The organism is Spirochaetota bacterium (assembly GCA_034190085.1).
In the GTDB taxonomy this organism is placed as follows: domain Bacteria; phylum Spirochaetota; class UBA4802; order UBA4802; family JAFGDQ01; genus JAXHTS01.
The window spans coordinates 99,189-113,506 of the sequence record JAXHTS010000073.1 but is presented as its reverse complement, the minus strand read 5'-3'; the positions used below and the strand labels follow the sequence as shown (position 1 = coordinate 113,506).

At 37.1% G+C, this 14,318-nt stretch carries 8 protein-coding genes; all 8 read right to left on the bottom strand.

The genetic code is table 11. The annotated features are described in order from the left end of the window. Positions 1-335: 335 nt before the first annotated feature. Positions 336-1,079 (bottom strand): outer membrane lipoprotein-sorting protein, encoded by a 744-nt coding sequence (locus SVZ03_15365; GenBank protein MDY6935588.1) that lies wholly within the window; start codon positions 1,077-1,079, stop codon positions 336-338. Between the two features lie 35 nt (positions 1,080-1,114). After that, positions 1,115-3,769, bottom strand: coding sequence for an efflux RND transporter permease subunit (locus tag SVZ03_15360; protein MDY6935587.1), 2,655 nt, complete (start codon positions 3,767-3,769; stop codon positions 1,115-1,117). A gap of 488 nt (positions 3,770-4,257) precedes the next feature. Further along, the gene (locus SVZ03_15355) at positions 4,258-5,139 is read right to left on the bottom strand and encodes an IS630 family transposase (protein ID MDY6935586.1); all 882 of its coding nucleotides are present in this window, start codon (positions 5,137-5,139) and stop codon (positions 4,258-4,260) included. A gap of 243 nt (positions 5,140-5,382) precedes the next feature. Next, the gene (locus tag SVZ03_15350; GenBank protein MDY6935585.1) at positions 5,383-6,654 is read right to left on the bottom strand and encodes a hypothetical protein; all 1,272 of its coding nucleotides are present in this window, start codon (positions 6,652-6,654) and stop codon (positions 5,383-5,385) included. 441 nt (positions 6,655-7,095) lie between these two features. After that, positions 7,096-8,103 (bottom strand): PIN domain nuclease, encoded by a 1,008-nt coding sequence (locus SVZ03_15345; protein ID MDY6935584.1) that lies wholly within the window; start codon positions 8,101-8,103, stop codon positions 7,096-7,098. Between the two features lie 107 nt (positions 8,104-8,210). Beyond that, positions 8,211-8,690 carry a CarD family transcriptional regulator gene (locus tag SVZ03_15340; GenBank protein MDY6935583.1) on the bottom strand — a complete coding sequence of 160 codons (480 nt, stop codon included), beginning with the start codon at positions 8,688-8,690 and terminating at the stop codon, positions 8,211-8,213. Between the two features lie 365 nt (positions 8,691-9,055). Next, entirely contained in the window at positions 9,056-11,320 is a 2,265-nt protein-coding gene (locus SVZ03_15335) for a PBP1A family penicillin-binding protein (GenBank protein ID MDY6935582.1), read from the bottom strand. A gap of 276 nt (positions 11,321-11,596) precedes the next feature. Next, positions 11,597-14,311, bottom strand: coding sequence for a CHASE2 domain-containing protein (locus tag SVZ03_15330; protein MDY6935581.1), 2,715 nt, complete (start codon positions 14,309-14,311; stop codon positions 11,597-11,599). Between the last annotated feature and the right edge of the window lie 7 nt (positions 14,312-14,318).

The following is a 14,318-nucleotide window of genomic DNA, read 5'->3' as shown; positions in this document are numbered from 1 at the left end:
CGTACCGCTCTGCAACTCGTTCGTACCGCTCTGCAACTCGTTCGTACCGCTCTGCAACTCGTTCGTACCGCTCTGCAACTCGTTCGTACCGCTCTGCAACTCGTTCGTACCGCTCTGCAACTCGTTCGTACCGCTCTGCAACCCCTGTAGCTGCCTTATGCTAAAGATAGTCACGTAGAAATATTAACAATTGAAATAGGAATCTCAATATATGTGGCACTGAACTTAGTGCTCCAATTATCATTGAATTTTACTGACTACCAGATCATCTATACAGAATTCATCCACCAAGATATCTTTTGATTTTTGCAAAGGGAGTCCCTTTTGCTTGATGATTACCGTAGGGCCTCTTTTGCAAATTTAGAATTTCTTATCTTTATATTATATTTTATCTTCTTCATGGCTATTTCGGTCTTTCCCTTGCCATCCGCCCTATACATAACAATCCTGAGGGGTGTAATGATCCCTTTGATTACCTTGATATCATAGTTCTCCAAATATTTATGAAATTTGCCCTTTTTGTAGAAATCGACCCTGGCAATGAAGTAATCCGATTTTCTTACATATACCACTTGCTTATCATAGACCTTTTCACCAGCCTGCTTCTTTTTGACCGCCTCAACCATAAAACAGTCCTCTTTCAGCACCTTTTTGTCTCCAATATATTTAAAGTCAAAATTATCAATCTCCATTGAACTCATATCTTCATAATAAAAATGTGAGTTGACAAAGGGTTTATCCTTATCTGTTGAGGCAATTCTCTTTATTTTCCCTGAAGTAAGGCGAAGCCATTGATCGTCATCTCTTCCCTTATGAGAGTGTGTTAAGAACTTGATTCTGGTTGGTTTGATGAAGGATGCTAACATTCTGTCATTACCCTTAATCTTTTTCCCCATCATTTCGAATTCTTTAACACGAAGACTCTTCCCCTTATGAATATTCATTACTGCTCTGGTTATCATACTTTTAGGTTCTGGTAGCGCATCAGTCTTCTCCATAATCTCCCTGCCTGTAATAGCAAAGAGCGAATTACAGGTATAAAGAATCATAATAAAAGAAAGTACAACTTTAGATTTCATAAGGCCTCCTTAACAACTTATAAAAATGTTTGATTTTAGCTCTCAACTCTGAAGAGCTTGCCAATATATAGATATTTCCATATAATTGATTTCGAATCAGATTCTTCGACGTCTATGCCTGTTGCCTTTATGGTGGATGGCAATACTACAAGGGCCCCTATTGTGGTTGCTGTCATTGTAATGGCTACTAGTATCCCAAAATACATATTAGGCTTAAATTCCGATAATACGAAAACAGAAAATCCAAAGATCAATGCCAAAGATGTAAATATAATCGCCTTTCCGGCAATAGCGAGAGTCTTTGTTATTGCCTGATCAGTGTCACAACCCTGCGCCTTATAGTGTCTGAATGTATTGAAGAAATGAATAGTGTCATCCACGCCGATCCCGATTGTTATTGAGGCAATAATCGCGGTTGCCATATCAAGATTGATGCCGAGCAAACCCATAATCCCAAAGTTTAGGATCACTGCACAACTCATCGGGATAAGGGCAATAAGGCCTATTAGCAGGTTCTTGAAGAGCATAATAATAATTATTCCAACAATAAACAGACATAGCAATAGACTCAAAACCTGACCCTGCACCACATATTTTGAGAGTCTGATAAAAATCGGACAATCGCCTGTTATTCTTGTTGAATAATTCGGGAACATCTTATCGAGTTGTCTATTTATTTTGTTTAAAATCTGTTCAATCTCTGTTGAAGTAATCAGGTCCTTCTCTTTAGAATACATCATAGCAAGCATGTGAATTCTTCTAAATTCAGGATCAATGAACAACTCCATATCATCGATCCTTCCATCGGAATCCGAGTCCTCACCTGTGAGTAACTCAAAATAATCTAGAATATCTGTGTAGCTGTTGGGTATCTTATAGTAGGAGATATCATCATTGTTCATCGCCATATGTAGTTTCTTAACGATTTCATGGAATGATGTCGCTCTACCAAGATTAAGATCAATATTCTCATCACTAAGAAGCCATTTGCTTAATTCGTCAACCCTTTTTAGAAATTCCGGTCTTTTGATTCCATCCATTTCACCTGAGTCTATGAGTATATTAACGCTAAAGGATCCCCCAAACTTTTTCCCAAAAATTTTATCGGTTACCCTAATATAATTATCCTCTTTAAAAAAGCCAAAGGGGGTCATTTCAACATCCATCTTGAATACCCCAACAACTGAAACCGCTATTATTACAATTACAATGACTAATGTGCTCTTGTGATGTCGAAGCGAGATTGCTGTCATTAGAGCGATAATTCTATCAACCAACGTGGTTTTTACAACCCTGTCCTTTGTCAACATTATTCTGGGCATTTTATGCGGCAACATAACTGAAAAAGCAGGAATGATAGAGGCGGGTACGATAACGCAGAAGACAGCCCCTAAACCTGCCAGGAAGGCCCATTCCCTTATTGCAGTAATCTGGTTAGCGGTGATTGTGAGAAATCCAATTGCTGTTGTTATGCCCGCCAGTAGCACGGTAATAGAGATATGCGACATGGCTAATCTCAAACCCTCATACCTTCCCTTCTCTGATATGAGATCGAAATCAATATAGTATTGATTCATTATGTGTATGGAATAGGAACTTCCAATTGCCATCATCAAGCCGGGAAGGCCTACACCTAAAACAGTTATCTTAAAATTGAAAAGCCCCATAAAGCCGAGAAGCCAAACATCGGATAGGATAAGGGTAAAAAGGGGTAGGGCTATGCCCCTGGCAGATCTGAAGTTAAAGAAGAAAACCATTAGCATAATTATTAGCATAGAGGGAATATATATCTTTAAATCCGACTCCATGTAACCATTTATTAGCATATTAACCGTTGGGACACCCTGTGAGAGTATCTCAACATTTTTATAACTATTCTCAATATCCCACATCTCCTCAGCAATGGGATGATGATTGTCCGATGTATCCAATATCAAAAGAATCGACAGATCAGTAATCTCTCCAGTCTTGGCATCCTTTGCGTAAAAGGCCTGCTCGTATGCTGGTGTCTTCAGTAGTATCTTTTTTATTCTATCATATTCCTCTTCAGTTTTTGGTAGAATTCTATTTCCATATTCATCCTTCTTGATTATATCGAAATATTCTAGCGTGTCCTCAGTCGCATTCACATCGCCTGAGGTAAATATGGAACTTATTCTTTCAATACGCTCATTTTTTTTGATATTGTAGGTTCTTAATAATCCAGCCCTTAATTTTATAAGGGCAGTATCATCCAATGCCTCGACCTCACCGAGTAGCTTGGATTTTTTCCTCTTCAAGAGTCGTTGAAATGTTGCGTCATCATTGAATTCATCCAATAATTCATCATATTCCACTCTTCCCTTAGAACTGATGAGATCAAATTTTTCAAGTCTTGTATCCTCTATCTCCTTATTGAAATCCCTGAATTCCTCTATGTCTGTAATGAGATTATCTATATCCTTGAATCCCTTATCGCTCCAGAGGTTGGGTCCGAATATGTCCATAATAATAAACTTGCTTACATTGCCAAAGGTTTCTTGGGTCTTCTTATAGAATCGATATTCAGCATCCCTCTTCGGCATCATTGACTCTATTGAGTAGTCGAACTCAAGATTTGGCAATCCAAAGGAAAAAATAATAGTAATAATTACTATTGCAAGCAATGTAATTTTGGGTCGTTTCAATACAAATTGAGTATATTTTTCCATAATCTTATCCTTTCAATTTAGATCATTATTTGTTGGTTACTCTTTTGATTGAAAATTGGGTATTTTATGCACTCTGTATTGTACACTAATAATAGGCTAATAGGAATATTTAGATATTGGATTTTATCGTTTAGGATTTTAGAGACTCTCTTGGATAGAATGGGTAAGATCAGGGATTCAAGGATTCACTAAGGAACATGTCACTTCTTATTCCCCTTAACATAAACCCTACATTATCAGCCTGAAACCTTGAATCCCTTTACTTTAGAAATTAGTCGCTTCCAAGGACTATTTGATAGATGATTGTTATTCAAATATTGTTAGATAAACTGCATCACAGATAGTCGCTTGAAAATAAGTGTTGATTTTATATCTTTATCCCTTGGATTTATGTTAAAGCACGTTGAACAAGCCAACATCTTTATGATGTTAAGATATTGTATAAATATATATATATTAGACCTATCCATAAAAATTAAGACATCCAATTATGATTCATGATTTAATAAGTTATCCATATTGGGAATAGGATTATGATATGGAAGAAAGAAAAGCTGAATCCTATGAGAATTATTTCCCAACCAAGCCTTTAGTTTTGTAGATTGCAGGACAGGGTATTTTTCGATGATCAGAAAAACTGTGCCCTTTGCTTGGTTTTCAAGGCGCCTCAGAAAGTCTATAAATACATCCGCGCAAAAGCCCTTCTTGATTATCATAAAGTTTAGACGGCCTGTATTTGTGATTGCCGATATAAAATTACAACCAAGAAGATGACCGGATTCCAAAATCGTGGAAATAATTGAATATGTAGAGGTTTCCCTAACGTGATAGTTATGGAATCCAAATTTGTATCCCCAGTAAATTTTAGCCCCTTCACGCTTGGCATGCTTGCGGATTCTTGGATATTCCTCATCCAGCCAGCTGTGAATTTGTTCGATGTTTTGTCTGAATGTGTGGGGATTCGTTATTTGTGGTATAATGCCCCAATGCTTCAGATAACGACCAACCGTGCTCTGGGATAGACTGATGTTGAATTTTGATTCGATGAGATTTATCATTGCATCGCGCGTCCATAGATGAAATGGCAGTTTTAGTTGTTCTGGGTTGCTGTCCGCTATCGTCCTTATGATCTGGGTGACCTGTCCTGGAAGAAGGGTTCCTCCCCTGGGTCTGCCCTTCTGCTTTGATATCATTGCCTGTGTGCCACCCTCTCTGTAGGCTTTCAGCCATTTCCAGACTGCCTGTCGTGTAACACCAAAGAGATCAGCGACCTCGCATAATCTCTTCCCCTCTAACACGGCTTTTATCGCCTTGCGACGAACGTATTCCTGAGCAACAGAGGGTAATGAACGCGCATCTAATATTCCCATGTTTACAATATATTCAAGTGGTTATAATAATGTAAACTATTTTTTGAACAGAATGGCAAAAAAAGGCGTTATCGAGATAAGGATTAAATGTTTCTGATTATTATCAGCCCTGTGTCATTTATGAGGATTATAAAATTATTATACGGGCTTTCAAAATCTCTGTGATCTATTCATCAGTTATTATGAATCAATGAGGAACAATTCGACTATTGTCCTATGATCTTGAGAGGTCTTGGCATTAAATCAGGATAATTTCTGGACGAATCCGGATATCTTTTCATGGATATCAGTGAATAAATCAGGGGCAATTTCTTCAGCGAATTCTCTATCTGAAATCATATTCGATAGATTTATTAGTCTTGTATTATTAAGATGATCAATATCAGACTTTATAAGTCCCTTTAATATCCCAGGAAAGAGTATTGATAGATTCATCCAGTTCCCATTCAGAAACTCCTTTACCCCCCTCTCCACTAAAATACTCTTATCAATATCATCATCGACCAGTGATATGACAATCTGCCCGGGGCCAAATTTTTCCATGTCTTGAGTATCTATATGATTTTTGAAGATAATAATTAAATCTGAATTGCTGAAGATGTTTTCCCTTGTTGTTGCTAATCCACCCTCTTTTTCAAAGCTGAACATCATCCTTTCGTTGATATCATTCCCCAATATCCTTGAAAATCCGAGATCGATCAATAGGCTGGTTAATCTTAATGAACTGATATTAATGCCAATGACGCCAACATTGCTCTCCTTAATATCAACTTTATGCTTTTTGTATAAATGTAAGATAGTAATTAGAAGGTAGAGTGGAATTTCATCATAGTATTTTGTCAATACAGGTAGGGATGTCTCTGAAATGATTCTATCGTATAATGATATATCATCTTGACCATCTATATATGTTATTCTGATAGCAGAGAAGGTCGATTCAATCCCCTTCAGTATCTTAATGAAGTCATCAATATGGGTATAGTTAATTGTCACTGGATAAGCGTTAAGACCTGAGAATCTGTTTATTATTACAGAATCCATTTCATTGATAACTTGAGTCCTTAAGAGGCCCTTCATGCAATCCAATTGGGGGAATAACCCACTGATAAGGCCGATATTTTTCGATAGTCCAGTATAGATTATTCCATCTTCCCTTTCATCTATCCTCTTTAATATCAGATCAAGCGCACCGGATATCTTTATATCATAGTCGAAACTATTTTCAATGCTGAACTTGCCTGAGACCTTTAATGAACCACCTACTAGCCTATCTTCAATGGGATTGTATATTGATACTATCTCAAAGTTGTTTTCATGCTTCTTTATCTTATCTATAAGCCCATTAAACTTTTCATCATTATGATAGGTTATCTCAAAATGGAACATGTCCCTATCCCTCTGAGACTCAAGTTTCATTACTCTCTGGATTTCATATCCTCTTTTATATATCTCATTTGTTAGGTGCGCTAAGAAACCCCTTTTTACATGAATAATCATCTCTACTATTGATTTCATATTATTATGAACCATCCTTAAGCTTGTATTGTGAATGATAAAGGGCTACAGAATAAGATTCCATTTTTTCTTAAGGCAAGGAAAAACATCTACCCCTGATAGGTGGAAATCTATTGATACTATATTATATTTATCGGTTAGTTCCCATACTATTGATACTATATTACATTGAACCTATCATGCCTGGAGTGAAATTACTCTAGCTAAGCTGAAGAAGGTTTAATGGGAGTATTAAGATTTCACCTTTTCATCTATTGTAAGGATAGTATAAATACAATTTGGGGGTGAAACTACTTCTTTGGCAAATAGCAGATACCCATAGGCATTATAGGCATGTGGAAGCCATCTGTATAGTAGAGATGATAATCAACACAAGTGGTGTCGCTCTATTAAGAGTGAATTAAGGTTTGGTGTAATCCCTCAAGGTTAATTCGATTAAATTTAATTTTCATCCTTCAATCTAGAAAAAATCATCCTTCCTGCAGTTGTCTGAAGCACAGAGGTTACAATCACAAACACTTCTGAGTTCATTTTTCTCCTTCCGTTTTCTACAACTATCATTGTCCCATCATCGAGGTATCCGATTGCTTGATTTTGATCCTTCCCCTCTTTAATTAGATGGACGCGCATCTCTTCGCCCGGAAGCACAACAGGCTTAAGGGCATTCGCTAGCTTGTTTATATTCAAAACTGGAACGCCCTGGAATTCTGCAACCTTATTGAGGTTAAAATCATTAGTAATAACCTTAGATTTCATTACCCCTGCAAGCTTTACAAGTTTGGCATCGACTTCTTCTATATCAGGAAAATCTATATCCGAAATTTTTACTTTTATCATCTGATCCTTCTGCATTTTGTTCAATATATCCAATCCCCTTCTTCCCCTGTTTCGTTTAATGGGATCAGCTGAATCAGCTATCATTTGCAACTCATTCAACACAAAATTCGGAGTAACCAGAATCCCCTCAATAAATCCGGTGTCACAGATATCGGATATTCTTCCATCAATAATAACACTGGTATCAAGGATTTTATAGGATATTTCACTATCTTTACTCTCAGTAACGTCCTCATGTATTATCTTATCAAAAATAGAAATATATTCGCTATTGATAATAAAAAACATCATTACTGCAAAACTTATTACAAGATAGATTATGGATTTTAGGATATCAACCTGTTGTAGGGAGAAACTCGATAATATACTTGAGGTTGCGATTGCAATTAGGTGACTGAGAATAATCCCAACCACCAAGCCTATTATAGCTGAAATTAACATTCGCGATGAAAGAGAGTGTGATATATACTCAATCGCTATAATAATTAATAGTGAAATGGCCGCTGAGATTAATCCAGCCAAAACTGCTGCCTTGATTGAAACATCCATGTAATGAAGGGATGAAAATAGAACGGTGATAATAGTAAATATAATACGCAGAGTAATAATCATTAAATAGCTCCTTATTTAAGGAAAAGATATATACATAATGAAAGTGTGATTGTCGGTAATAGGGATCTATATGCTGATTTTCTTCCTGAATACAAGTGATGGAGGAATTATGAAGATAGGGCATCTGAGACTATATTGCCCGCCTCTTCAATATCTATATCCTTTGATAAGGCAATTTCATGAATAATTAGTTGGTAAGCATTCTCGTATAGTTTCCTTTCCATTATTGATAATTCCTTTTCCTTGCCCCGTTTATATAAATCACGAGTAACCTCAGCAACTTCATTTATTGAACCCCTTTTTACCTTGTCGATATTGTTTTGATATCTGAGCTTCCAATCATCTTCTATATTGATCTCATCCTTGCTTAATAGATTCAATACCTTGTTGATATCCTTCTTAGATATAATACTTCTTATCCCAATGCTTATAGCATTCTCAACTGGAATCATAACCTTCATACCATTGTTAATAATGTTAATTATATAGTAATCATCACTCTTTCCTAAAATCATCTTTTTAGATATTTCATGAATTATCCCAACACCATGCATTGGATAGACAATCTTGTCACCTACATTAAACATAAATATCTCCCCTTTACGTAAACATCACACACTATTAGTATGAAAGATATTGCCGACTCAACTATAGTAGAAGTTATAGCTATTGTCGAATGGTTGTGAATTTCAAATAATTCTCTGTGCTAAGTGGAAATTGATGATAGCACAGGAGAGTAAATATTTTAGTCTGATAATAAAATATTCGGAGTCTGTATGTAAGCATAAGGAATAGTTAAAGGATTTATTTCTTCTTGCTTATTGAATTCTCTTCTCAGACGAGGAATATTTTATATTTATTAAATCGACATTTATAAATATATGATTATTCTATTCATAAAAAAAGAGAATTATCAAGAATATTTTTATAACTATTCCCTTTATAATTAGGATTATTCTTCAATTATAACTCCCTCTTTCTCCATATACCTATCTAAAACAGATTTCATCTTTCGATGGTTCCCTTCACATGTCTTAGTGGGCTCACTGCCCCATAACATTATTTCATCTTTTACATCAGTACAATTCATTGAGGGTAGAAGTCCAGTTACCTCACATATCTCGACATGGTGGACTCCGCGCGGTTGAAGTGGGAATTGTGGAGCCTTCATCCCATTATAAACGCCTTTCATGTAATGTCCCCAAATAGGAGCAGCAACCGCTGAACCGCCTTGATGTTTTCCAAGGGAGAGGAAGGGTTGATCATAACCCACCCATACCACTGTAGCGATGTCAGGTGTAAAACCGCAAAACCACGCATCTGTCCAGTTTGTGGTAGTGCCGGTCTTGCCAGCACATTCTTGTTTAAACTCAGCTATTCGCCTGATTGAATCATGAGGAGTGCCTCTTGAGACAACGGATTTCATCAGGGATGTCATAATATAGGCTACATTCTCAGGGATAATCTGAATGGTTTCATTCATCTCCTTCTGGGCAATTATATTTCCAATCTCTTCCTCGCAATTTAAAATTTCATTACCATCTCTATCAATGACATATCTTATCGCAAAGGGGATCACATCCCTACCCCTATTGGCATAGATGGCATACCCCGTAGCCAACTCAAAGGGTGTTATTTCATTAGTGCCCAATGCCATTGCTGGATTGGGGTTAAATCTCCACTCAGGGCACTTAATCAACTTAGAAGCAAATTCAATTATCCTATCTGGTCCAATAATATCGTAAATTCTCACTGAGATAATGTTTATAGAGCCGGCTAATGCCTTCCTGATCTTGACCAATCCAGAAAACCTGTCCTCATAATTACCAGGACTCCAGGTCTCTCCATCAGCATGGATATTGGCTATGGGTGCGTCAGGTAGAGCTGTGCCGGCATTGATAAGTTTTGATTCTATGCCAGCTCCATATACAAAGGGTTTGAATGCTGAACCGGTCTGCCTTCTTGCCTGTATTGCTCTATTGTACTGATTATCAACACTAAAATCAGAGCCACCAATCATAGTTGTGATGTACCCGGTTGATGGTTCAATAGCGATTAGGGCGCCCTCAGCCTTTAGGGTCGAGGAGATGGTAGAAATATTCTCCCGAAAGATCTCAATGGCATGATTGCATGGCCCGGATTCTATCAATAGGGTAATTGCATCAAATGAATCAACCAATTCGTCAATCATCTTTACATTGAAACGGGCTACTTCATCGTCCCTAACCAAAACATCGGGAAGATTGAATATATTTCTTAATGAACCATATACCTTAAATAATTCTGTGTCTACGGAGTCGCTGCAATAGGCATTGGCTTCTTCTGATATCTTATTTTGCCTGTTAAGACCATCTTTAAGGTATAGTTTCCCGAGCTTTTGCCTCTTTAGGCTGAGGGTTGTGTAAACGCTCAATCCTTGATTGTAAATGACATCCTTGCCAAATCTCATTATGAGTAGTTGTCTAACATAATCGGTAAAATATGGGGCATTATCTTCGATTTTAGAGAAGGCTGTTCTGGTGGGTGATTTTGTCTTTAGGGAATCGATAAATTCAGGCCAAAATTCTTTATAAATTTTGTCTGCCGCTTCTCTTGATAAGAAACCCGCCTTTACCATTCTATTTAGAATATTCCAATTCTTCTCATATGCATTGTGTGGATTGAGAAAAGGGGAGTATGCAGAAGGGGCGGAGGGCAGCGCAGCCAAAACAGAACTCTCAACAAGATTTAGATGTTTTACATCTTTATCAAAGAATAATTGTGCGGCAGAAGCTATTCCATAGCATCCATGACCAAAATAGATTTGATTGAAATACATCTCAAGAATCTCTTCTTTAGAAAATTTCTTCTCTATCTGCAGGGCCAAGAGCGCTTCTAAAAATTTTCTCGAAAATGTTCTTTCTCCTTTGGTAAATAATCTTTTAGCAATCTGTTGAGTAATTGTGGAGCCGCCTTGAACAATCCTCCCAGCAATTATATTTTTTACCATAGCCCTAATGATTGCTATTGGATTGATCCCAAAATGTCTATAAAAGGCGCTATCCTCAGTTGCGATAAAGGCGTTTATTAGATTCCTCGGCAGTTCCTCAAAGGAGACTAAGTATCTCTTTTCTTGGAATAATTCTGCAATTAAATCTCCATCAACATCATAGAGCCTCGTCGGAATGCTTGGTTGGAATTTTTTTAGATTCTCAATGCCTGAAAAATTTTTAATCACGGATGTAATATATCCAAATAAGGAGCCCCCAATGAGAGAAATAATCAATATGCAGAATATTAAAATCCTGTTTATTCTGTATGATTTTATCATTTTAAGAAGAAAGGTATTGATTTTATTTAATATTCTTTTCATATACATTTACATTGTTTAAATTCCCCCTTAGGGTTAGGGAGAATCCTTTTCTCAATAAGCGAGTAATAGTTACTGAGTATATTCGGCCATATAGGCGCGGTCATTGAAATTGATCTGAATGGTTCCCTGTATCTGTTCACTCTATTTAGATTTAAGTTTATATACACCATCCCAATTTTTTGGTGGTGGCTTGATGGAAAATTCATAGCATCGTTCATAGTAGGTTTTACTGGGGCCATCATCCTTTGAAATTTTCAAAATAGACCTGAAGAGTGATCTTGCCTTTTTCCAATCTCTATTCCTGAAATGCTCCACTGCATTGTTATACATATTCAAAATATCCATAGTCTGATCAGATAATTCCCCTTCTTTGCCTATCAGTTCGTATACCTGAATCGGAACATCCTTGCCAACAACCTGAATAACATCCAGTTGCCTTGCAACAATGTGATCCTTAGCCGCATTATAAGTGCTCTCGCTTATCATTGTATAGGTTTCATAGTTCTTATTCGCCCCTTCTAATCGAGATGCCAGATTTACCGAATCTCCCATTACAGTATAATCCATCCTTGTTCTAGAGCCCATGTTCCCAACAACTGCAACTCCTGTATTCAAGCCCATCCTGACGTATAATTCATGCTTGCCATGCTTCCTCCATGCCATTCTCATGTCCTTCAATCTATTCTGCATATCAATAGCAGCCAAACATGCCTTTATTGCGTGATCCTCAAGGTGTTGAGGAGCCCCATAGAAGGCCATAATGGCGTCTCCTTCATACTTATCCACAGTGCCATTATGTTTTAATATTATATCCGTCATTTCAGAAAGGTATTCATTTAACAAATGCACCAGATCGGTCGGTGATAAGGCTTCAGATATAGCTGAAAATTGCGCTACATCCGAAAAAAAGATGGTTAGGAAACGACTCTCTCCCCCAAGCTTTAAAAGTTCTGGTTCCTTTATAATCTCATCTATAACCTTAGGGGAGAGATAATGAGAAAAAGCGTGTTTTATAAATCTCTTTTGACTCTCCTCTCTCATGAATTTAATCGCAGCAATGGTCGCTGATGGGAGAAAGATAGCTAGAGTAGCACCTAATTCGTCAAATAGGATGTTGAATTGTGCAAAGAGTATGATGTTTAACAGATTGATAAAAAAAAGGGACATGATAATCACAGGCACAGATATTCTTGCGCCCATTCTCTGTGTAACAATACCCATTATAATAGCTAAAATAAACATGATACAATAATTTGTGAATCTGCCAATTTTGTATATGAATGATTTATTAATTATTGTATTCACAATATTATGATGTATCCCCACCATCATAAATTCGGGGTATATTGTTACAGTTCCTAAATCCTGGGTTCCCGTAGCAGTTAAACCTATGATAGCTATCTTATCTCGAAGGTTTTCAACCCTCATCACAATATTTATTGCTTTGAGATAATTCTTGAGATCATAAAGCTCTTCCTCTAAACCTGAAGATTTTGCCTTAATTAGTTCCCCTTCAATCCTATGAATTTCTTCTGTGATGGGTTTTGCATAACCCTTCTCTATATCCCTTATCTTACTTCTTATTTTCTCAATATTTTGCGACTTCTCTCTCTTAATAGATAGATCGCTAACTGAATTGTATTCATTGTATCTTTTCGCTAATTCGCCATAGAGCCTGCTCCTTTCTGTGATCCCAGATAGTCTCTCCTGCTCATCAAAGAAATCGTATATCTCTTCTTTGATTAGAGGATATTCCAAAAGCGAATAAAAGGAGAGATGTTGAAAAGACTCCTCCAAGGGGCCGGGACCCGCCCAATTGATATACATCATTCCCCTCTTGTCTATTGGAATGCTTATATCCTCTCTTTGATAGGAAATTGGATTGATCGCGTCCTTCAGGATTATGCTTTCTCCTGGGTTAATGAGAATACTATCATTATTCACACTATATATATCCATGAGCATAACAAGCCCCATGTGGAAGTATATCCTACCTTGAAAAAGCCTGACAAGCCTTATCCTTCTCTCAATGCCATCAGTATCTGGGTCCCTGTCAACAAATCCAAAGGAATGTGCGGCTTTGACAAGTTCTGGTATGGGTATAGCGATGTCTACCCTATCAGGATCAATTAAACCTTTGTATTCATCTATCCTCTCCATGGGTACTTGTATTGAAGCCCGATTAACAAATCGCCTCCTGGCCTTCTCTATCTCCTCTTTTTGATCATTGTCGATATCAGATATCTCTAATGTCTCCTTCTTGAAGTGATAGGGTAGGATCACCCTCTCTGCATATCTGATTCCATCTGCCAGCATTTTGTCGTTGTCCAGTTCAACAGCGGCCAATTCATTCCTACGGATTCTCTTCCCTTTCTCAATTTTATTATTTAACTCTTCTATTTTTTCTCTGTTAAGTTGCTTTAATGAGTGGTCTTGAAATTCAAAATCGAATGTTACCTGCCTTATCCCCACTTCCTTTAAAACCCCTAACCCATTTGCATATTTATGCCTTGGCCAGGGATACTCCCCTACATTATTAATGCTGCTTTCATCGATATTTAGGAATACCAATTTATCCCATTCAGAAATCATAGGTTTAATTTTAAATCTCAAATCATAGAGCCGCACCTCGAAAACCTCATACATCTCTGTATAGCTGAATAAAACTATAACGAAAAGGGAGATTAGTGCAACAATTATACCAGAGAGATTGTTATTCCCAATAAAATCTTGAAGCCTTTGAATACTCTTCTTTATCAATCTATATACGCTCTTTGGGTTTGTCGTAATAAAAAGTGCTATTTGCCTGATACAGAAAAAAGCCTTCATCCCATACTGATGGGTAGATGAAGGCATCTCTCCT

Coding starts and splice junctions, on each gene's coding strand:
- SVZ03_15350 (MDY6935585.1), bottom strand. CDS start 6,654: ATGAAATCAATAGTAGAGATGATTATTCATGTAAAAAGGGGTTTCTTA.
- SVZ03_15330 (MDY6935581.1), bottom strand. CDS start 14,311: ATGCCTTCATCTACCCATCAGTATGGGATGAAGGCTTTTTTCTGTATC.
- SVZ03_15365 (MDY6935588.1), bottom strand. CDS start 1,079: ATGAAATCTAAAGTTGTACTTTCTTTTATTATGATTCTTTATACCTGT.
- SVZ03_15345 (MDY6935584.1), bottom strand. CDS start 8,103: ATGATTATTACTCTGCGTATTATATTTACTATTATCACCGTTCTATTT.
- SVZ03_15340 (MDY6935583.1), bottom strand. CDS start 8,690: ATGTTTAATGTAGGTGACAAGATTGTCTATCCAATGCATGGTGTTGGG.
- SVZ03_15355 (MDY6935586.1), bottom strand. CDS start 5,139: ATGGGAATATTAGATGCGCGTTCATTACCCTCTGTTGCTCAGGAATAC.
- SVZ03_15360 (MDY6935587.1), bottom strand. CDS start 3,769: ATGGAAAAATATACTCAATTTGTATTGAAACGACCCAAAATTACATTG.